The sequence below is a fragment of the Mycolicibacterium parafortuitum genome (assembly GCF_002086815.1).
Lineage (GTDB): Bacteria > Actinomycetota > Actinomycetes > Mycobacteriales > Mycobacteriaceae > Mycobacterium > Mycobacterium parafortuitum.
The window spans coordinates 139,823-159,576 of the sequence record NZ_MVID01000004.1 but is presented as its reverse complement, the minus strand read 5'-3'; the positions used below and the strand labels follow the sequence as shown (position 1 = coordinate 159,576).

The following is a 19,754-nucleotide window of genomic DNA, read 5'->3' as shown; positions in this document are numbered from 1 at the left end:
GCGTCTTCAGCCGCGGCGAGCCTGCCGGGTGACCACTGACCGGCCGAGCACCGGTTCGAGCAGGCCGGGCGCGCTGTTGACGACGTGTGGAATCGCGTTGACGACCGCTTGGCCGGTGAACGACAGCGAGGGCATGGACCGCTCGCCCGGACCGCGCTCGAACGACATCTGCAGGCGCATGCTGGGCCGCCCCTCGATGCGGTGCACCATCCCGGCTCCACCGTCGGGCCTGGGCCAACTGTCGGGCCACGGTGTCGACGACACGGTCGCGAAGTACTGCACCGCGACGACCGCCTCACCCCGGCTCATCCCCGCGAGCCGCCACCGATGACCACAGATCGTGCCCTTCGGAAGTGGGCCCAACGCGGTGGCCAGTTCCTCAGGCGCGAGCACCGTCTCCCAGTCGAGGTCGACAGTGTCGAGTGCGATCCCGAGCGCGTCGGCGCTGTAGCGCACGACGACTTCCCAGTCATGGCGCACCTTTCCGGACGCGATCCGGGCGGGCACATGGCCGTCGGGCTTACCGAATCCCATCGACTCGTGCAGCACCTCCCAGATCGGATACACGAGGTCGAGGTCGATCGCGTACTCGTCCATCCGGTAGCTGTCGACCTGCCCCGCGCCCGCCATCAGCGCCACGGGCAGGTTGAGGCTGACGATCCCCGGCTCGCAGCCCGACGCGTAGAACGTCGAACCGCCTTCGTCACAAGCCGATTCGAGCAGCCGTCGCCACTTCTCCGGCGCGGCCGCCGGGTACACCATCGGGATCGTCGAGATGGTCACGACGTTGATGCCGTGCCGAAGCAGCCGGGCGATGTCGTTGTAGGCGTCCTCCTCCCGGCCGACCGCGGTGGAGCAGTAACAGAAGCAGTCGGGCTTCTGGCGGAGCACCGCGTCGAAGTCGTCGTGAGCGATGACGCCGGTGTCCGGGCGCCCGCACAACGCACCCGCGTCCCGGCCGGCCTTGTCCGGCGACGACACGAGAACCCCGGCAAGCACCAGGTCCGGGTCGTCGATAAGTCCGCGCAGGGCTTCGCGTCCGGTGATGCCGGTGCCGGCATGGACCACGGTGTATGTCACGCCGGCCCTCCAATCAGTCCTGCGGAAACATACATTCTCCGATCGGGCAACGTCTACTCTCTCGTTGCCGCTCATGGAGACCCCGCGCGCAGGTCACGACAACCAGGGTCCCGCCCCGTGGCGGATCAGGTCGGCGGCCTTCTCGCCGATCATGATGGTGGCGGCGTTGGTGTTGACCGACACGACCCGGGGCATCACCGAGGCGTCCGCGACCCGCAGCCCGTCGAGACCGTGCACCCGGAGTTCGGGATCCACCACCGACTCCGATCCCGAACCCATCATGCAGGTGCCGACCGGGTGGAAGTAGGTCGCCGCGGCGGTGGACAGGAAGGACCGCAACGCTTTCGCATCGCGGGCGTCGGGGCCGGGCAGCACCTCGCGTGCACGCCACGGGGCGAACGGTTCAGTGGCGGCGATCTCGCGGGCCACCCCGATGCCCTCGACCATCCGGCGCAGGTCGGACTCCGCTGCGAGGTAGTTCGGGTCGATCAGCGGCGCTGTCCGCGGATCCGGTCCCGCGAGCCGGATCGAGCCGCGCGATTCCGGCACCATCACGGCGACGCCGAACGTGAAGCCGTTGGCCGGGGCCTCCAGGTGCGGCGGGTTGAACGGCAGGTGGATGAACATCACCTGCATGTCGGGGCCCGCGAGCGACGGGTCGCTGCGCCACGCCATCGACGTCTCGGCGTGGTTGTTCTGGCCGACCGGAAGCGGTTGTGCTGCTTCGTAGACCACCCCGCACACCGGGTGGTCGTGCAGGTTGCGTCCGACGCCGGGCAGGTCGTGGAGCACCTCGATGCCGGCGGCTTCGAGTTCGGCGGCAGGGCCGACCCCGGACAACAGCAGCAGCCGCGGCGAGTCCACCGCACCCGCACTGACGATCACCTCGGCGCCGGCGTATGCCGAAACGGCCCCGCCCTGATGATCGAATTCCACTCCGGTGCAGCGCATCCCGTCGATCAGGAGGCGACGGGCACGCGCACCGGTCAGGACCGTCAGGTTGGGCCTGCCGGCACGTACCGGGTGCAGATACGCCCGTGCGGTGCTCTGCCGGGTGCCCTCGGAGATCGACAGGTCGTGCCAGCCCGCCCCCTCGGCGCAGGCACCGTTGAAGTCGGCGGTGAGCGGGAAGCCCGCCGCGGCGGCCCCCCGGAGGAAGACCTCGGACAGCGGGTTCGCGACGTCGGGACTGGCGGGCGCGGGTCGCATCGGGCCGTCCGCGCCGCGGAAGCGGGGATCGCCGCCCTCGACCGTCTCCATGCGCTTGAAGTACGGCAGCACCGACTCGTAGTCCCAACCGGAACAATTCCAGCTGTCGAAGTCGTTCGGGTGCCCGCGCAGGAAGACCATCGCGTTGATGCTGCTGCTTCCGCCGAGGGTGTGCCCCCTCGGCCAGTCGTGCCGCAGCCCGGAGGTGCCCGGTTGGGGAATCGTGTTGTAGGCGTAGTCGACCTCGGTGCCCCACAGTGCCGGCCACGCGGGGGGTGCTCCGATCTCCGGGCGGGTGTCCTCGGGACCGGATTCCAACAGCAGCACGGTCGTGTCCGGGTTCTCGGACAACCGGGCCGCAAGTACGCATCCCGCGGATCCCGCGCCGACGATGATGTAGTCGTGGTGCAGCGTCCCGTCCTGGCGGGTCGTCTCGGTGGTCATGACACTCTCTTTCTGGGGTTCTGAGAATTCGGTCGATGGAGCGGTGTTGCTAGCCGGCCCCGGACCGGCAGGGTCGGCGGCCGCCGATGGAGATCGGCAGGCTCAGCAGACCGCGGATCAGGGTGCTCGACCGGTACTGCAGCGGTTCGTCCTCGATGAGCTCCAGATGCTGGAACCGCGAGAGCAGTCCGTCGAGCGCGATCTCGGCTTCCATCCGGGCCAGTGGTGCGCCGATGCAGTGGTGAATGCCGTGACCGAACGCGAGATGACGGTTGTCGCCCCGAAAGACGTTGAAACTGCCGGCGTCATGGAACTGCCGCTCGTCGCGGTTGGCGCCCAGCAGCGCGATCAATACCAGTTCGCCGGCCGGGATCTCGACGTCGTCGACGCAGACCGGTTCGTCGGTGTAGCGGACGGTGGCGGTGTTGAGTGGGCTCTCGAAGCGCAGGGCTTCCTCGATGGCGGCGGGCAGCAGCGAGCGGTCCGCACGCAACGCCGCCATCTGCGCCGGATTGCGCAGCAGCGCCAGCACGCCGTTGGCGATCAGGTTCACCGTGGTCTCGTAGCCCGCGACGATCAGCAGGAACGCCGTCCCCAGCAGCTCCTCCTCGGACAATCGGTCACCGTCGTCGCGGAGGTGGACGAGATTGCCCAGCACATCCTGAGCCGGCTCGGTGCGCTTGGCGGCGACGATCGTCTGCAGAAGTTGCGTGAGTTCGATCCGCGCGTGATCCACCTCGTCCGAGAGGTTGGAACCGAGGATCGGTATCACCAGCGACGAGAACCGGGTGCGCAGTTCTGGTGGAACACCCAGTAATTCGCCGATCACCCGGATCGGCAGCGGCAGCGCCAGCGACTGCATCAGATCGACGCGCCCCGGTGCCTGGCGGCTCATCGTGGTGAGCAGGTCGTCGGCGATGTCGACGATGGCCGGGCGTAACCCGCGCACCGATCGCGCCGTGAACGCCGCGGTGATGAGTCGGCGTAACCGCGTGTGATCGGGCGGATCGCGAAACAGCATGTTGTCGCCCAGCACCGTCCCGATGGTGGTGGTGTTTCCCGGCGGGAACAGGCTGCTGGCGGTCGGGCCGTGCTTCTTCAGGCGGGGATCGGCGAGCAGTTCTCGGGCTTCGGCATAGCGGGTGACGATCCAGACGTCCACGCCGCCCCAGGCCTGCGCGCGGTGCACCGCGCCGCGGCGGCTCAGGTCGGCGTACACCGCGTGCGGGTTCTGAAAGAACGAATCGTCCAGTGTCACGGCCATGCTGCCAGCGTGGCGACGCGAAGGCGTCCTGCCCAGGCCGGAGTTTTCCTGGTAACCGCACACCTACGGTGCGCCGATCCGAACCCCCGGCCAGTTCTTTGACAGCTGTCAGAATCTTGGTAGCGTGCCCGGTGGCGGAGCTCACAGAACGGTAGACACCATGTCCACATCACCCACGGCTGCGATCATCGGCGCCGGTATCAGCGGATTGACCACCGGCAAGAATCTTGCCGACGCCGGCATCGACTACGACTGCTTCGAGTCGTCGGACCGGATCGGCGGAAACTGGGCGTTCCGCAATCCGAACGGGCACTCCAGCGCCTACCGGTCGCTGCACATCGACACCTCGCGCGACTGCCTGTCGTTCCGCGACTTCCCGATGCGGTCCGACCTGCCCGACTACCCGCACCACTCTCAGATCAAGGACTACCTCGACGAGTACGCCGAGGCCTTCGGGCTGCTGGAGCGCATTCAGTTCCGTAACGGTGTCGAGCATGCGCGGCGTCTGCCGCAGGGCGGCTGGGAACTCGACACCCAGGATGGGCAGACCCGCCGCTACGACGTCCTGGTCGTCGCGAACGGCCATCACTGGGATCCGCGCACGCCCGATTTCCCGGGGGAGTTCACCGGCGAGAGCATCCACGCCCACGAATACATCGACCCCACCGAACCACTGGATTTGCGCGGGAAGCGCATCGTCGTCGTCGGCATCGGCAACTCGGCCGCCGACCTCGTCTCCGAACTGTCCCAGAAGTCTTGGCGCAACACCGTTTACCTGTCCACCCGGTCCGGGGCGTGGGTCGTGCCCAAGTACGTCTTCGGGATGACGGCCGACAAGATCGCGCACTCCCTGCCGGTGATCCCGCTGGCGTGGCAGCGCCGGGCGATGCAGCCGTTCGCCCGGTTGATGTTCGGCGATCCGCAGCGGTACGGGCTGCCGAAACCCAACCACCGTTTCCTGGAGGCGCATCCCACGCAGTCCGCCGAACTGCTCATGCGGTTGGGGTCCGGTGACGCGACCGCGAAGCCGAATATCGAACGCCTGGACGGCCGTTCGGTGGTCTTCGTGGACGGGTCGTCGGTGGAGGCCGACGTGATCATCTACGCGACGGGATACAACATCACGTTCCCGTTCTTCGACCGCAGCTTCCTCGAGGCCCCTGACAACCGGCTGCCGTTGTACAAGCGGATCCTCAAGCCGGGCATCGACGACCTGCTCTTCATCGGTTTCGCCCAGGCGCTGCCCACACTGTTCCCGTTCGTCGAATGTCAGGCCCGGTTGGCCGCGGCGTATCTCGCAGGCACGTACCGGCCTCCGTCGGAGGCCGAGATGCGTCGCACGATCGCCGCTGACGAGCGAAAGTACATCGGGCATTTCGTCGACAAGCCGCGTCACACCCAGCAGGTGGACTACTGGGACTACGAACGCAACATGCGCAAACGCGAACTGCCGGCCGGTCGCCGCCGCGTCGAGAAGTACGGACCGGTGCCACTGGCGGGCCGGGCGACGCGCGAGGCGGCCGGTGCCGCCTGAATCCACGCAGGGTTCCCGGCGCAACGCGACCCGGCCCCAACCGCGTGGTGACGAGCGAAGGCAGCGGCTCCTCGAGGCGTTCGAGGAGCAACTGCAGACCCAGTCGTTGGCCGACATCAGCGTCGCCGAGGTGGCACGGTCGGCGGGGCTGAAACGGCCGGCGTTCTATTTCTACTTCGCAGGCAAGCACGAGGTCGTCACCGAACTGCTCAGCGGGATCTTTCAGGACGACGTGTTCACCATCGGCGGCTTCCTGGCCGGCGGCGGCGACCCCCGCGTTTCCGTGGTCGACGCCATGACAAGGACTTTCGAGTCATGGCACACCCACCGCACGCTGTTCCGGGCGATGCTCGACGCCCGCGATTCCGACGCGGAGGCCAAAGCGATCTGGGACCAGTGGCTGCAGCGCTACGAGGAGTTCGTCAGTGACTTCATCGCCGAGCAGCCCACCATCGACATCCCCGATCCGGCGGCCCTCGCCCACGCGTTGATCTCGATGAACGAGCGGGTCCTGGACCGCCACATCCGTTCCGGCGCCGGTGTCGAAGCCGCAGGCCCGCTTCTGGCGGCGGTCATCCACGTCTGGAACACGGCACTGTTCGGAGGGGACGCGCAATGACGGTGATGCGACCGGTCTACAGCGCCCAGGCCTGTGGCGGCTCGCTGAGGCGCGCCTTGGCCTGAGCGCCCATCGGGTCCAGGATCTCGATCTCGCCGGCCTCCAGACCGTCGAGCGCCAGCCCGACCAGCTCGGCCGGATCCATCACCGCGCCGTCCGGGAACTCGATGCCGTGCCGCTCGGCGAAGTCGTACAGCGTCTGCGTGCCGACCAGGCCGGGCACCAGCGCGGCGACCTGGGTGCCTTGAGCCGCGAGCTCGAGCCGCACGCCGTTGGTCAGACCCCACTCGGCCGACTTCGCGGCCGCGTAGGCGGTGTTTCCGTCGACGGTCGTCCACGCCGCCGCGGACAGCACGTTGAGGATCGCGCCCCCGCCGTTGCGCGCGAGGATCGGTGCGAACGCGCGGATCATCGCCAGCGTTCCGTAGTAGTTCGAGTCCATCGTGGACCGGATCCCTGCCATGTCTCCGGTGACGAGGTTGCCGCCTGCGGTGTCGGCGGCGTTGTTGATCAGCAGGTCCACGTCCCCGGCCAATACGGCGGCCGCGTCGACCGATGCCTGGTCGGTGATATCGAGGCCGATCGGCTCGGCGCCGGGAATGTTCACCAGTTCGGGACGGCGGGCACTGGCGTACACCTTGGCGCCGCGGGCGAGCAGTTCGACGACGAAGTGATGGCCGATCCCTCGGTTCGATCCGGTCACCAGCGCGGTGGCTCCGTGCAAATTCATCTTGTGCCTCTTCGGTATTCGACAGCCGGCTGAACATGACCGATCGGTCATGTTGACAGGACCAGGCTCGCATAACATGACCGATCGGTCAACTTGGTATCCTCGGCCGGTGACTTCGACCGACCGGCCGACTCGCGCCGACGCGACCCGCAACCGTGCGTTGCTGCTGGCCGCCGCCGAGGCAGAGTTCGCCGAACGTGGCCCGTCGGCGTCGGTGGCCGACATCGCCCGCCGCGCCGGGGTCGCGAAAGGCACGCTGTTCCGGCACTTTCCGACCAAAGAGGATCTGATCGCCGCGATCGTCTGCGGGCATATCGCCGTCCTCGCCGATGCGGCCCGGCAGTTGGCGGATGCCCCCGACCCTGGTGCGGCGCTGCTGGAGTTCCTGACCATCGCCGCCGATCAGCGTCAACGCCACGATCTGACGTTTCTGCAATCGGCCAGCGCCGGAGACCCGAGGGTCGCCGAGGCCGGCGATGCGCTGCACACGAACCTGGAAACCCTGGTCGAGCGGGCCCGGCAGGCCGGGGCCATCCGCGCCGACGTCACCGAGGCCGACATCTTCCTGATGATGTGCGCACCGATCCACATCGTCGAAAACCTCGCGGCGCCAAGCCCGCTGCTGTGGCAGCGCTACCTGGCGATCATCTTCGACGGCCTCCGGCCCGACGGGGCGCACCCGCTACCGCAACCGGCGCCCGTCATCTGAGCGACTCAGGTCAGACGGCGACCAGATAGACCACCGACGCGAGCGCGAACGACATGAAGCCGATCGCCGTCGCGATGACGGTCCACGTCTTCAACGTGGTGATGGTGTCGAACCCGCAGAAGCGCCCGATCAGCCAGAAGCCGGAGTCGTTGACATGGGAGAAGGTGATCGAGCCCGCGGCGATGGCGACGACGACCGCGGCGAGCGCAACAGCGCCGAGGTCCATCTCCATGACGGCGGGCGCCATGATCGAACCCGCGGTCGTGGCCGCAACCGTGGCCGAACCCTGCGCGACCCGGAACGCGATCGCGATCAGGAAGCCCGCGAGGATGACCGGCAATCCGAGGGCGTCCAAGCCGTCGGCAAGGGTCTTGCCGATCCCGGTCTCGGTCAGGATCCTGCCGAAGGCGCCACCGGCGCCGGTGATCAGGATGATCGAGCAGACCGGCGCCAACGCGTCGTCGACGAGGTTCTCCAGCAATCCGCCGATCGGCTCCCCGCGGCGCCGGCGCGGCAGCACGTAGAGCAATACCATCGCGAGCAGGACGCTGATCAGCAGCGCAATCGAGGTCGTCCCGATCAGGCGCGAAAGCTGGTAGGCGATATTGTCTTTCGTGACGGCGCCGTCGGCTTCGAGGGTGGAGAAGATGGTGTTGAAGAAGATCAGCACCAGCGGAAGCAGCAGGACGAAGATCACGGTCCAGAAGCCGGGCCGCTCGTCTTCGGGGTAGTCCTTCGGTTCACCCAGCAGGTTCGGCACCGGCATGTTGGGGTAGCGCTTGGCGATGATCAGGCTGAGCCGGTAGCCGGCGAGGTACCAGGTCGGCAGGCCCACGAGTAGCGCGACGATGACCACCATGCCGACGTCGGCGCCCATCACCGTCGCCGCCGCCGTCGGTCCGGGGTGCGGCGGGGTCAGCGCGTGCATCATCAGGAACGCGCCGATGGACGGCAGCACGTACAACATGAACGACCCGCCGAGCCGCCTGGCCACCGTGTAGATGATGGGCAGCATCACGATGAAGCCGGCGTCGAGGAAGATCGGGAACGCGTAGAACAGCGAGGCCACGGCGAGCGCCAGCGGCGCCCTCTTCTCGCCGAACCTGCTCAGCATCTTGTCGGCGAGAACCTGTGCGCCGCCGGTCATCTCGACTATTCGTCCGAGGACGGCGCCGAACCCGACCAGTAGTGCCACGGTGCCGACGGTGTTGCTGAAGCCCGCGATGACGACGTTGATGACGTCGCCCATCCCGATGCCGGCCGCCAGACCGGTCAGCACACTCACCACGATCAGGGAGAAGAACGCGTGCAGCCTGACCTTGATGATCAGGAAGAGCAGGACCACGATCGCGACGAGCGCGATGATCACGAGCAGGGCGGCAGGCCGCTCCGCGATGGCTATCTCGTCCATGGGGACCCTTCAGGAGTGGTGACGGGAAACGGCCGTCAACGCCGACGACGGCCGGGTGGAACGGTCGGTCAGGACCCCTTCGGCGCAGGTCCGAGTTCGCGCAGCAGCTCACCCATGCGGGAGTACGCCTTGTTGCGGTAGGCGATCAGCTCGGCTTTGGTCGCGTCGTCGAAATCGCCGGTCCACCCCTTGCCGTTCTTGGTGCCGTGCCGGCCGGCGTCGACGTTCTCGGTGAGCAGCCGCGGAGTCGCCATGCGCTCACCGAACTCGTTCTCCAGCGTGCGGAAACCCTTGACGTACACGTCGAGACCGGCCTGGTCGGCGATCGCGAACGGGCCGAAGAAGCCGAGCCGGAATCCGAAGGTGGTGCGGACGATCGTGTCCACGTCCTCCTTGGTGGCCACACCCTGCTCGACGATCAGCGTCGCCTCCTTGAGCAGGGCGTACTGCAAGCGGTTGAGCGCCATCCCGGGGGTGTCGGCGACCTGGGCGCCTTCGCGCCCGGTACGCACCAGAAGATCCTTGACCGAGTCGATGACTTCCTGCGTGGTCGCCTCACCGGCGACGAGCTCGACGCCGGGAATGAACGGCGCGGGGTTGGAGAAGTGCACGGTGAGGAACCGCTCGGGATTGGTCACCGCTTCGACGAGCACCTTGACCGGGATCGTGGACGTATTGGTGCCGATGATCGTGTCGGGCCGGGCGTTCGCGCAGACCCGTGCCAGCACCTCCTTTTTCACGTCGGGATCCTCGAACACCGCCTCCATCACGAAGTCGACGTCGGCGACGGCCTCGTCGAGGCTTTCGCCCGCGGTCAGGTTGCCCATGATGGTGTCGGCGCTGCCCTCGGGGAACAGCCCCTGCTCCTCGAACTCCCGGGCCTCCTTGTCCAGGCGCTTGAGCGCCTCGCGGGTGGCATCGGCGTTGACGTCGGCGATCTGGACCTTGAATCCGTTCAGGGCGAACACCTGGGCGATGCCGCCGCCCATGTAACCGGCGCCGACGACTGTGACGGTGTTGATCTTGCGCATGAGATGTCCTTCAGGTTGGGATCAGGCGAGGGCGGAGGTGAGAACTTGCTGGATGTACTCCCGGTTCTCGGCGCATACGCCCAACGAATCGGAGCCGTAATGCTCGCAGCAGAACGGCCCGGTGTAGCCGAGTTCGAGTGCGAGACGGATGATCTGGCGATAGTTGATGTAGCCGTACTTCAACGGCAGCGGCGCCGAGCTGTACGCGCCGGTCGCCGGGTCGAAGTCCCGTGAGTAGTTCTTGATGTGCCAGAAGTTCGAGTAGGGAAGCACTTTGGCGAACATCTCGGTGAAGTGAGGCATCGGCCGATGTAGCCGGATCAGGTTGCCCAGGTCGGGGTTCAGTCCGACCGCGTCGTGGTCGACGTCCTTGATGAACGCGACCGCATCGTCCGGGGTGCCGATGTAGGTGTCCTCGTACATCTCCAAGCTGAGCTGGATCCCGTTGGCGCGGGCGTGATCACCGAGTTCACGGATACGGTCGACGGCCAGATCGCGCAGCGCCGGGTCGTCGACGTGCCCCACGACCAACCAGAACCAGATCTGCTCGCTCTGCTGCGGGGTGATGGCCTGCATGAAACCGGTGTTCACGATCGTGGCGCCGAACGTCGGGGCCAGGTCGATCAGGCGGTGCGCGTCGGCGAGATTCTTCTCCCCGTTCTCGACGTCGACGACCGAGTTGCGGGTCATCGAGATCGACGAGATCGCCAGGCCTTCGTCGCCGAGGACGGTGCGGAACTCCTCGACGCGGTCGTCGGACAGTGCGGCGAGCGGCACCCACGCATCGGTGGGGTCGATGTAGTCGAAGCCCAGTTCCCGGACCTGGCGCAGCTGCTTGGCCCACACCGTGGAGGGGGCGTCCTTGATGTGCCCGCCGTCGGGAGCTCTGTTGCCGAACCCGAGCATGTTGGCCGCGATCGGCCAGTTGTGAGCGGAGTACATCGCCGAACCTCCAGTGGTTTGAGTCACAAAACCCTCCCTAAATCACATAGGATATAGGGGTGCGGCCCACGCATGTCAACGGCGGGTAAGATTCGCTTCTCGAATTGGAGGGGGCGTCGTCGTGGCGTGCGGAAAGGCCTGGGATGGAAGCCGGCGAGGACTCGAAACCGATACGCAGCACGCTCGTCGACCAGGTCTACGAGCGGCTGATGGAGTTACTGCTCGACGGCACCCTGAAGTCCGGAGACCCGGTCAGCATCGACGGGACCGCGCGCTACCTGGGGGTATCGCCGACGCCCGTCCGTGAGGCGCTGGCGCGGCTGGAATCCACCGGCAATGTCGTCCGGGTGGCCATGCGGGGGTACCGCGTGCCGGAGATGCCTGATGCCAAGGAGATCTCCGACATCATGGACGCCCGGCTGCTCATCGAACCCCGGATGGCCGAGCTCGCGTGCGCCCGGGGCGGCGGCGAGTGGTTGGACGGCCTGGAAAACGCGATTGACGAGCAGGAACAGGCGCCGCATACGTCGGATGCGGCGGCGATCAGGAAGTACCACCGCGCCGACGAGCAGTTCCACCGGCTCATCGCCGAACACGCCGACAACGCCGCGCTGCTGCGCGCCTATGACGCGCTGGGTGGCCACGGACAGCGATTCCGCCTCTTCATCGGCAAGGGCGTCCAGGACTCCGATTACGCGATCGCCGAGCACCGCGAGTTGCTCGACGCCTTCCGCCGGGGCTACGGCCCGGACGTGTACCGCATCATGCACACCCACATCACCGGGGTGAAGGAGCGCGCGCTGGCCGAGCACGCCGAGGCGATGCGCACCTGTAGTTGGGGTTCGGCGCACGGCAACCGCCTCCACCGGTGACGTAACCGGTCAAATCCTATAGGATTGGTGCACGCTTGCGGCGTGTGCGCAGTGCCGTGCTGCGGTCACACAGCCCTTTTCGAAGGCCCATTCCTAAGGACGGAACAATGACGTACCTCCTGAACTCGCCCGACGAGTTCGCCGATGAGGCGGTCCGTGGCCTCGTCGCCGCGCATCCCGACCTGCTCACCGAGGTCGCCGGCGGTGTCGTGCGCTCGACCGAAACGCCGAAGGGCCAGCCCGCGCTGGTGATCGGCGGAGGTTCCGGGCACTATCCGGCCTTCGCCGGATGGGTCGGTCCGGGGATGGGGCACGGCGCTCCGTGCGGAAACATCTTCTCCTCGCCGTCAGCTGCCGAGGTCTACTCGGTGGTGCGCAACGCCGAGAACGGCGGCGGCGTCATTCTGGGATTCGGCAACTACGCCGGCGACGTCCTGCACTTCGGTCTGGCGGCGGAGAAACTGCGCCATGAGGGCATCGACGTCCGCATCGTGACCGTCAGCGACGATATCGCCTCCAACAGCCCGGAGAACCATCGTGACCGGCGCGGCGTCGCCGGCGACCTGCCCGTCTTCAAGATCGCCGGCGCCGCGATCGAAGCCGGCGCGGATCTCGACGAGGCCGAGCGGGTGGCCTGGAAGGCCAACGATGCGACCCGGTCGTTCGGTTTGGCCTTCGAAGGATGCACCCTGCCCGGCGCAGCCGAACCGCTCTTCCACGTCGAAAAGGGTTGGATGGGCGTGGGTCTCGGCATCCACGGTGAGCCCGGCGTCCGCGACAACCGGCTCGGCACCGCCGCCGAGGTCGCCGACCTGCTGTTCGACGAAGTCATCGCCGAAGAACCGCCGCGCGGCGAGAACGGTTACGACGGCCGGGTAGCCGTCATCCTGAACGGTCTCGGCACCGTCAAGTACGAAGAGCTGTTCGTCGTCTATGGGCGCATCGCGGAACGCCTTGCGCAGCAAGGGCTCACCGCGGTGCGCCCCGAGGTCGGCGAGTTCGTCACCAGCCTCGACATGGCCGGTGTGTCGTTGACGCTCGTGTTCCTCGACGACGAACTGGAAAGGCTGTGGACAGCGCCGGTGGAGACCCCGGCCTACCGCCGCGGCGCCATGCCCGCGGTCGAGCGGGCTCCGCGCACCGAGATCTGGGATGCCGCCGAGGCCGAGATCCCGCAGGCGGACGAAGACGCGCGGGCCTGCGCCCGCAATATCGTTGCGGTGCTTGAGACCTTCCAGCAGGTGTGCGCCGACAACGAAGCCGAACTGGGCCGTATCGACGCGGTGGCCGGCGACGGCGACCACGGCCAGGGCATGACGTTCGGTTCCCGTGGCGCGGTCCAGGCGGCCCGCGCCGCCGCCGACCGGGAGGCCGGTGCCAGGACCACGCTGCTGCTGGCGGGGCACGCATGGGCCGACGCCGCGGGAGGAACCTCGGGTGCCCTGTGGGGTGCGGCGCTGACCAGCGCCGGCGGTGTCTTCTCCGACACCGGCGGAGCCGACGAGAAGACGGTCGTGGACGCGGTACGCGCCGGCATCGATGCCGTTCTGCGCCTCGGTGGCGCCCAGCCCGGCGACAAGACGATGGTCGACGCCGCCGTGCCGTTCCGCGATGCGCTGGCCGAGGCCTTCGACACCCAGGCAGGGCCGGCCATCACCAGCGCCGCTGAGGTGGCGCGCGAAGCGGCCGAGAAAACCGCGGACATCTCGGCGCGGTTGGGCCGGGCGCGGGTACTCGGTGAGAAGAGTCTCGGGACTCCCGACCCCGGCGCGGTGTCGTTCGCGCTGTTGATGAAGGCGTTGGGCGAGCACCTGACCCGATGAACACGAATTCGAGAAGGAGATGACCATGGCGTTGAAGATCGTCATCGGCGGCGACAACGCCGGCTTCAACTACAAGGAAGCGCTGCGCGAGGACTTGGAGTCCGACGAGCGGGTGGCCAGCGTCGAGGATGTCGGCGTGATGGCCGCCGAAGACACCACGTCGTATCCGAACGTGGCCGTCGCGGCCGCCGAGAAGATCGCCCGCGGCGAGGCGGACCGGGCCCTGCTGATCTGCGGCACCGGGCTGGGCGTCGCGATCGCGGCCAACAAGGTCAAGGGGATTCGCGCCGTCACCGCGCACGACGTGTATTCGGTGCAGCGGTCCGTGCTGTCGAACAACGCGCAGGTACTGTGCATGGGCGAACGCGTCGTCGGCTTGGAATTGGCGCGCGCCCTGGTGAAGGAGTGGCTCGGCCTCGAGTTCGATCCGCAGTCCTCCTCGGCCGCGAAGGTCGACGACATCTGCGCGTACGAGGGTGACTGACGCCGGCGCGTTCGGGGCCGACCGGCTGTGGATCGGCACCAGCTGGAAGATGAACAAGGGCCTCGACGAGTCCCATCGATACATCCGCGGATTGCGCGACTACGTGCAGTCCACCCCGCTTCCGGGAGTCCAGCCGTTCATCATCCCGTCGTTCACCGCGGTGACGACCGTCCGCGAGGAACTGGGCGCCGATTCCCCGGTGCTGCTCGGGGTGCAGAACGCGCACTGGGAAGACGAAGGTGCCTGGACCGGTGAGGTTTCCGTCGCCCAGGCGAAGGACGCCGGAGCCCAGCTGGTCGAGATCGGGCATTCCGAGCGACGTGAGCATTTCGGTGAAACCGTGGAGACCACCCGGCGCAAGGTGGCGGCCACACTGGCTCACGGCTTGATGCCGCTGCTGTGCATCGGCGAGAGCGCCGAGACGAAACAGGCCGGCGGGTCATCACGCTTCATCCTGGACCAGGCGGCAGGCGCACTCGACGGCCTCGCCGACGAACAGTTGCGGCGCGTGCTCATCGCCTACGAGCCGATCTGGGCGATCGGCGAGCACGGGCGGCCGGCCACCGTCGAGGAGCTACGCCGGCCGTTCGCCGACTTGGCCCGTGAATACGGCGGTCGCACAAGCGGATTGCTCTACGGCGGGTCGGTGAACCTGGACAATGCCCAGGAGTTGCTCGGAATCGAGCATGTCACCGGGTTGTTCATCGGTCGCGCCGCCTGGCAGCTGCCCGGTTACCTGCGGATCCTCGAGATCGCCGCCGCCCACGCGACCGTCACCGCGGCGGATCCCCACGCCAGCTGAAGCTGTTGACGTACTTGCCCATATCCAGCGCGAGCTGAAGATTGGCCGCCGACGGCTTGCCCGAGCCGAAGTCGGGGCCGAATGCCCGATAGGGACCCACCGCGCCGGCGATCAGGGCCACGTCGTTCTTGACCGCGACCATCACCAGGACGCGCATCCGGGTCGCACTGCTCATCGCGCCCTGCGGCCAGAGATCCGCGGCGTATCCGTAGCCCGGCTGATAGCCGACCATCGTGTTCGGGATCTCGTAGGCGCTCTTGGTGTCCGGGAACGTCTCGTTGACCAGCGCGACGGCGATCTCCTGTGCGGTGCGGCCTCCGGCGGGACGGCTGAACAGCTGCATCGTGCCGCCGTCACCGGCCTTCAGCACCGCGGTGATCCCGTCGGCATGCGTGGTGACCTCATAGGCCGACCCGTCCGCGGGGTAGGAGACCGAGAACGATCCGTCGGCCGCAGTGAACCGCGGGTTGACCTCCACCGACCGGTTCATCGGCGGACTCCCGCAGTCGGGCGGGCAGGCATACCGCGCCGCGGGCTTGGTGATCAGCCCCGACAACGCCACCAGGCTGCCGGCCAGTACGGCGATCGCGATCGCGAGCGCCGACATCACGGCGCGCAGCGACATCCCGGGCCTCGGTTCGGGTGCCTCGAATGTCCCGGAGTGGATGGAGTAGCCGGGTTGCAAACCGACCACGATCTGGCCGGGCGCGGGTGTGTCGGCCAGTCGGATGGGGCGCTCTTCCCGCAGCGCGCGCCGCTCGCGCCGGGAGCACGCATGCATCGCGGCGCCGCATCGGGCGCAGAACGGGGCATCGGGCACAACGTGATCGCACTCGACACACAGGATCGGTTCGTCGCCCTGGTACTGGTCTTTCGCCTCGTGCAGCAGCGCGAGTTGCAGTCCGACCCGTAGCGCGAACAGCGCCATCGCGGTGAGCATCAGATGCAGTGCCAGCTGGCCCCATTGGGGCAGACGCGCGATATCGATCACGCCCACCGAGGCGTAGATGGCCACGACCACGGCGGCGATGAGGACCAGCACCGCCCGCACGACGCCTCGGTGCTGGTTGACCTTGGTCGGCGGCCGCGTGAACCACAGTGCGGTGCCCACCAGACCACCGACCGCGACCGCAGTCAGCGGCATGGCGATACCACGGACGCCGGCCTCGACGAGCAGGCCGTCCAGCGGGCGTACCCGGTTGATCATCCCGGTGGTGAACTGGGGCGCGAGCCGGGTCAGCGTCGCCGCCGCCGTGAACGACAACGCACCCAGCGCCCCGACGACGTAGCCGTCCAACGCTTCCCGGTCGCTTCGCCACAGCCGGCGCGCCGCCAACGCCGGGGCCAGCATCAGCAGCATGCTGCCGAGCGGCACCGCGATCCCCTCCCGGAGGACCCGGGTGGCGGCGATCCCCGCGCCGAGAGGGACGCCGTACGCGCGTGCGACCGCCGCGCCGGTCAGCAGCGCCCATCCGACACCCAGGGAGACGCCGAGCGCAACGGTCACTATCGCGGCACCGCGCGGCATGTCCTGCAATACACCGGATTCCCGCAGATACAGCACGAACAGCACAGGCAGGCCGAGCGACGCGACCGCGATGAGCGCCGCAGGCATCCGCAGCAGCGTCGCTGCCGTCAGTGCCGCCGCGATCAACCCGAGGGCGAACAGGAACACGGTGCGACCCCGCGGGGTCAGGTGCGGGAAAAGGGAACTGGTCAGCGCCGGCGCCATCAGCCGTTGCCCGGAGGCGGCGCCGAAGGTCCGCGCTCGCAGCCAGTGCGGGCCGTCCCCGCCGCGGTGCTCGGCCAGCGGCACCCCGCAAAGCCCGCAGTACTCCCCCGCGGGGACGTCCGTCTGGCAGACCGGGCATTCCACCATGCCGGTAGGGCTACTCATCAGGCATTCACCTTCTGAGCCAGCAGCAGGTTCCGCACCAGGTTGTCGACGTCCGGGGTGCCGAGCCCGGTCACCAGGTCATAGCCCGGCCCGGCATGGTCAACGGCGTTGCCGCCCAACGTGACATCGCGGTAGGACGGTCGGGGAGCGCCTTCGGCGATGCGGTACAGCAGCGGGTTGATGTCGCCGATGAGGGAGCCGCCGTGCTCCAGCAGGTACTGGTTCATCACCGCGGTCAGACCGGCCCAGATCGGTGCGGACTGCGAGGTGCCGCCGCCGACCACGACCTGGTCGTTGATCACGATCTTCACGCCGGTGAACGGGTCGGCGACGGCGGCGACATCCGGCGTCATCCGCTTCCCGGCATGGCGTTCCGGCGGCACCGCGGCGGACGCCACCTGCTGCCACGGTGGCATGTCGAACAAGGCGGAGACACCGCCACCGGTGCCCTGCGACAGCGGCACGTCGAACCAGGTCTGCTCGGACACCCACGTCCCGTCCGCTGCGGTGGACAACGTGGTGCCACCGACGCTGGTCATCTCCGGCAGCGACGCGATCGAGTCGAGGCCGATGTCCTGCTCGCTCGGTGGCGAGGACCAGTCCTGACCGCCGCGGCACTCCATGCCGGCGAGATCACCGCTCGCGTTGTAGGCGGTGGTGCCGTGCGATTGCGCGGTCCGCAGCGCGGATCGCACCGGGGCCAGGTCCGCGGCGGTGATGAGCCGGTCGCAACCCCAGCCGATCGAGAAGCTCCACACCGCACCGGGGAACCGGCGATCGGTGTCTTCGAGCATCTCGCCGATCCGGCGGTAGCCGCCGTCGCCTTCGACGGTCGGCCGGGCGTTCACCACCACCTTGCGGGCGTCGGGGGCGAGGGCGTGGGCAACCTGCAGATCCATCGACGACTCGGCACGCGCCTCGCCGGGCAATCCGCCGACGATCTCCGGGATCAACGGCGGCAGTCCGTTCATCGCGGTGAACGCGTCGAGGTCGGACTGACGGAACGAATCGAAGGCGAAGATCACGATGGTGGTCCCTTTGCCGGTGAACCCGGCCTTCGCCAACTCGCCGGCGTTGTAGGTGTTCAGCAGCGCATCCGGGCCGAGCCCGCGATCGGGCACGTCCAGCGGGAAGTTGTCCGGACGCGACATCCGGTGCGGCAGGTAGCTGAGGATCCGGCCGGTCTCGGCCACCTCCCCGCGTAGGTGGCCCGGCACCGCCGGCTGCTGCGGGGACGCATAGAAGTACTGCCCCTTGCGGCCCCGGTAGTTGTGGACGGAGACGTCGAACGCCTGCCCGACGGCATCAGGCGTCCCTTCGATGACCGCCCAGTCGTCACCCGGCCGCCACCGCACCGACAGGGTGCGCTCCCGGGCCCAGTCGATCAGCTCCGCGGGTCGCGACGGGGCGGTCAGACCGACGGTGAACTCGATCTTCGGGTCGCGCGCCGGTCCGAGATCGGTGGATGCGCCGAGCAGCGAGGCGTACGGGCCCGCAATGCGCCTGTCCCCAAGCACGACATCACGCGCTGACGGGTCGCTACCCGTCAGCGCCGCTGCGAGGAGCAGGAGGACCGTCAGCGTGCGCGCAATCACCGTGGTCATCGGCCGGCACGAACACCGGGTGTGCCCGGACCGGGTCCGGGCACACCGAGGTTACTGACCGTACTTGTCGCGGTTCGGGTTGTGCGTGGGCTGAGGAGCCACCACGGGAGGAGTGAAGATGCCCGAGACATCCGGGTTGGGGGCCTTCTCGGTCGGGCTCAGCGGCGGCGTCGTGGTCGTCGTCGTCGTCGTGGTCGTGGTGGTCGTTTCTTCCGGTGCTTCGCTCTCGGTGCTGCAAGATGCGGTGAAGCCGATCATGGCGAGGACGGCTGTACCGCCCACCGCTAGCGAGATGCGACGACCCAGACGGTTCATGGCCATGTTCGGTCCTTCTGTCGGAAAACCGGTGAACCTCCCCATCGTAGGAGGAAACCGGGGATCAGGTGCGGTAACCCCTCACCCGACCCCCGGTGGGGAGGGGAATGATCAAGCCACGGCCGGAGGAACTTTCGCCGGCCACCGGCTATCCGGCCTGGACCTGACCGCCGTCGACGACGAGATTGCCGGCCGTGATCCACGCGGCTCTGTCGGAGGCCAGGAACGCGATCGCCTCGGCGATGTCGGCGGGTTCACCCTTGCGGCCCAGAGGAATCGACCCGCCACCGGCCTCTGGACCGTTGCCGCCCGCGGCGGTCAGCGTCAGCCGGATGGCGTCGGCCCCCGGGGAGTTGACGTTGCCGGGGGTAACGGTGTTCACGCGCACGCCCCGGGGACCGGCCTCGGCGGCGAGGCCCCGGGTGTAGGTCGTGAGCGCCGATTTGGCGGCCGCGTAGTGCAGCATCGGCGGAGGCGGACTCAGTGTGACCGCCGAAGCCACATTGATGATGGAGCCTCTGCCGTTGGCGTACATCGCAGGCAGCAACGCGGCGTTGAGGCGGACGGCTGCCAGGAAGTTGATATTGAGGTCGTTGATCCATTCGTCGTCCGGTATGGCGAGCACACCGCCGGGGTAGGCGGTCGATGCTCCGGCGTTGTTGACGATGATGTCCACCTCGCCGAGGACCTCGATAGCGCGAGCGGCGAGATGCTCGACCCCGGCGGCGGTGGCGACGTCGGCGACGATGTACTCCACACCCGGCGGCAGCGACTCCGGCTGTGACCGGCCCGACGTGACGACGCGGGCCCCGCCCTGAACGAACCGGGCGACGGTGGCCGCGCCGATCCCCTTGCTGCCACCGGTGATGACGGCGGTCTTGCCCTTGAGGTCCGGCACACCGGTGGTCTCCACCGTCGGCGCGACAACTGCGGAAGTCATGAAAAGCATCTCCTTCGAACTCAGATGTTCTGTACTGACTAGTA

At 68.0% G+C, this 19,754-nt stretch carries 18 protein-coding genes; 7 read left to right on the top strand and 11 right to left on the bottom strand.

From position 1 onward, the window contains the following. Positions 1-6: 6 nt before the first annotated feature. The 3 genes from BST38_RS07260 to BST38_RS07250 form a co-directional block, all read right to left on the bottom strand. Positions 7-1,080, bottom strand: a complete 1,074-nt coding sequence (locus tag BST38_RS07260) for a dihydrodipicolinate reductase (RefSeq protein ID WP_181791973.1) — start codon at positions 1,078-1,080, stop codon at positions 7-9. Positions 1,081-1,173: 93 nt separating this feature from the next. Beyond that, entirely contained in the window at positions 1,174-2,733 is a 1,560-nt protein-coding gene (locus BST38_RS07255) for a GMC family oxidoreductase (protein WP_083142590.1), read from the bottom strand. Between the two features lie 49 nt (positions 2,734-2,782). Beyond that, on the bottom strand, positions 2,783-3,997 hold the full coding sequence (locus BST38_RS07250) for a cytochrome P450 family protein (RefSeq protein ID WP_083142589.1): 1,215 nt from the start codon (positions 3,995-3,997) through the stop codon (positions 2,783-2,785). A 160-nt stretch (positions 3,998-4,157) separates the two neighbouring features. Between BST38_RS07250 and BST38_RS07245 the strand changes: the two genes are divergently transcribed. Together BST38_RS07245 and BST38_RS07240 are read left to right on the top strand one after the other, a co-directional pair. Then, positions 4,158-5,531 carry a flavin-containing monooxygenase gene (locus BST38_RS07245; RefSeq protein WP_083142588.1) on the top strand — a complete coding sequence of 458 codons (1,374 nt, stop codon included), beginning with the start codon at positions 4,158-4,160 and terminating at the stop codon, positions 5,529-5,531. Further along, entirely contained in the window at positions 5,521-6,150 is a 630-nt protein-coding gene (locus BST38_RS07240; protein ID WP_083142587.1) for a TetR/AcrR family transcriptional regulator, read from the top strand. Before BST38_RS07245 ends, BST38_RS07240 begins: the two co-directional genes overlap by 11 nt. A gap of 16 nt (positions 6,151-6,166) precedes the next feature. Here BST38_RS07240 and BST38_RS07235 read toward each other — a convergent pair whose 3' ends face one another. Further along, positions 6,167-6,880 carry an SDR family NAD(P)-dependent oxidoreductase gene (locus tag BST38_RS07235; RefSeq protein ID WP_083142586.1) on the bottom strand — a complete coding sequence of 238 codons (714 nt, stop codon included), beginning with the start codon at positions 6,878-6,880 and terminating at the stop codon, positions 6,167-6,169. 109 nt (positions 6,881-6,989) lie between these two features. Here BST38_RS07235 and BST38_RS07230 point away from each other — a divergent pair, with 109 nt between their 5' ends. Next, positions 6,990-7,589: a TetR/AcrR family transcriptional regulator gene (locus BST38_RS07230; protein ID WP_197746358.1), complete on the top strand. Its 600-nt coding sequence runs from the start codon at positions 6,990-6,992 to the stop codon at positions 7,587-7,589. Positions 7,590-7,599: 10 nt separating this feature from the next. Here BST38_RS07230 and BST38_RS07225 read toward each other — a convergent pair whose 3' ends face one another. From BST38_RS07225 to BST38_RS07215, 3 genes are all read right to left on the bottom strand, one after another. Beyond that, positions 7,600-9,000, bottom strand: a complete 1,401-nt coding sequence (locus BST38_RS07225; RefSeq protein WP_083142584.1) for a GntP family permease — start codon at positions 8,998-9,000, stop codon at positions 7,600-7,602. Positions 9,001-9,068: 68 nt separating this feature from the next. After that, a complete protein-coding gene (locus BST38_RS07220) occupies positions 9,069-10,031 on the bottom strand; it encodes a 3-hydroxyacyl-CoA dehydrogenase family protein (RefSeq protein ID WP_083142583.1) in 963 nt (320 codons plus the stop codon). Positions 10,032-10,052: 21 nt separating this feature from the next. Further along, on the bottom strand, positions 10,053-11,000 hold the full coding sequence (locus tag BST38_RS07215; RefSeq protein WP_237160692.1) for a sugar phosphate isomerase/epimerase family protein: 948 nt from the start codon (positions 10,998-11,000) through the stop codon (positions 10,053-10,055). A gap of 116 nt (positions 11,001-11,116) precedes the next feature. On the opposite strand from BST38_RS07215, the gene BST38_RS07210 reads away from it, so the two are divergent. The 4 genes from BST38_RS07210 to lerI all read left to right on the top strand — a co-directional run bounded on the left by BST38_RS07210 (position 11,117) and on the right by lerI (position 14,954). Then, the gene (locus BST38_RS07210; protein WP_083142581.1) at positions 11,117-11,845 is read left to right on the top strand and encodes a GntR family transcriptional regulator; all 729 of its coding nucleotides are present in this window, start codon (positions 11,117-11,119) and stop codon (positions 11,843-11,845) included. Between the two features lie 107 nt (positions 11,846-11,952). Further along, positions 11,953-13,668, top strand: coding sequence for an L-erythrulose 1-kinase (gene lerK, locus BST38_RS07205; RefSeq protein WP_083142580.1), 1,716 nt, complete (start codon positions 11,953-11,955; stop codon positions 13,666-13,668). A gap of 25 nt (positions 13,669-13,693) precedes the next feature. Then, complete coding sequence (derI2, locus tag BST38_RS07200; RefSeq protein WP_083142764.1) at positions 13,694-14,152, top strand: D-erythrulose 4-phosphate isomerase DerI2; 459 nt, start codon at positions 13,694-13,696, stop codon at positions 14,150-14,152. Continuing rightward, the gene (gene lerI, locus BST38_RS07195; protein ID WP_083142579.1) at positions 14,145-14,954 is read left to right on the top strand and encodes an L-erythrulose 1-phosphate isomerase; all 810 of its coding nucleotides are present in this window, start codon (positions 14,145-14,147) and stop codon (positions 14,952-14,954) included. The genes derI2 and lerI overlap by 8 nt, the downstream gene beginning before the upstream one ends. Here the strand turns inward: lerI and BST38_RS07190 are convergent. From BST38_RS07190 to BST38_RS07175, 4 genes are all read right to left on the bottom strand, one after another. Then, positions 14,926-16,851 (bottom strand): zinc ribbon domain-containing protein, encoded by a 1,926-nt coding sequence (locus BST38_RS07190; RefSeq protein ID WP_083142578.1) that lies wholly within the window; start codon positions 16,849-16,851, stop codon positions 14,926-14,928. The genes lerI and BST38_RS07190 overlap by 29 nt on opposite strands. Next, positions 16,851-18,455 (bottom strand): S53 family peptidase, encoded by a 1,605-nt coding sequence (locus tag BST38_RS07185; RefSeq protein ID WP_083142577.1) that lies wholly within the window; start codon positions 18,453-18,455, stop codon positions 16,851-16,853. Before BST38_RS07185 ends, BST38_RS07190 begins: the two co-directional genes overlap by 1 nt. A gap of 51 nt (positions 18,456-18,506) precedes the next feature. Next, entirely contained in the window at positions 18,507-18,776 is a 270-nt protein-coding gene (locus BST38_RS07180; RefSeq protein WP_104864163.1) for a hypothetical protein, read from the bottom strand. A 142-nt stretch (positions 18,777-18,918) separates the two neighbouring features. Next, positions 18,919-19,710: an SDR family oxidoreductase gene (locus tag BST38_RS07175; protein ID WP_083142763.1), complete on the bottom strand. Its 792-nt coding sequence runs from the start codon at positions 19,708-19,710 to the stop codon at positions 18,919-18,921. Between the last annotated feature and the right edge of the window lie 44 nt (positions 19,711-19,754).

What these genes read in the sequence shown, in the direction of transcription:
- BST38_RS07255 (WP_083142590.1), bottom strand. Translation starts at nt 2,733, where the DNA reads ATGACCACCGAGACGACCCGCCAGGACGGGACGCTGCACCACGACTAC.
- BST38_RS07250 (WP_083142589.1), bottom strand. Translation starts at nt 3,997, where the DNA reads ATGGCCGTGACACTGGACGATTCGTTCTTTCAGAACCCGCACGCGGTG.
- BST38_RS07245 (WP_083142588.1), top strand. Translation starts at nt 4,158, where the DNA reads ATGTCCACATCACCCACGGCTGCGATCATCGGCGCCGGTATCAGCGGA.
- BST38_RS07235 (WP_083142586.1), bottom strand. Translation starts at nt 6,880, where the DNA reads ATGAATTTGCACGGAGCCACCGCGCTGGTGACCGGATCGAACCGAGGG.
- BST38_RS07225 (WP_083142584.1), bottom strand. Translation starts at nt 9,000, where the DNA reads ATGGACGAGATAGCCATCGCGGAGCGGCCTGCCGCCCTGCTCGTGATC.
- BST38_RS07220 (WP_083142583.1), bottom strand. Translation starts at nt 10,031, where the DNA reads ATGCGCAAGATCAACACCGTCACAGTCGTCGGCGCCGGTTACATGGGC.
- BST38_RS07210 (WP_083142581.1), top strand. Translation starts at nt 11,117, where the DNA reads ATGGAAGCCGGCGAGGACTCGAAACCGATACGCAGCACGCTCGTCGAC.
- lerK (WP_083142580.1), top strand. Translation starts at nt 11,953, where the DNA reads ATGACGTACCTCCTGAACTCGCCCGACGAGTTCGCCGATGAGGCGGTC.
- derI2 (WP_083142764.1), top strand. Translation starts at nt 13,694, where the DNA reads ATGGCGTTGAAGATCGTCATCGGCGGCGACAACGCCGGCTTCAACTAC.
- BST38_RS07190 (WP_083142578.1), bottom strand. Translation starts at nt 16,851, where the DNA reads ATGAGTAGCCCTACCGGCATGGTGGAATGCCCGGTCTGCCAGACGGAC.
- BST38_RS07185 (WP_083142577.1), bottom strand. Translation starts at nt 18,455, where the DNA reads ATGACCACGGTGATTGCGCGCACGCTGACGGTCCTCCTGCTCCTCGCA.
- BST38_RS07180 (WP_104864163.1), bottom strand. Translation starts at nt 18,776, where the DNA reads ATGGCCATGAACCGTCTGGGTCGTCGCATCTCGCTAGCGGTGGGCGGT.
- BST38_RS07175 (WP_083142763.1), bottom strand. Translation starts at nt 19,710, where the DNA reads ATGACTTCCGCAGTTGTCGCGCCGACGGTGGAGACCACCGGTGTGCCG.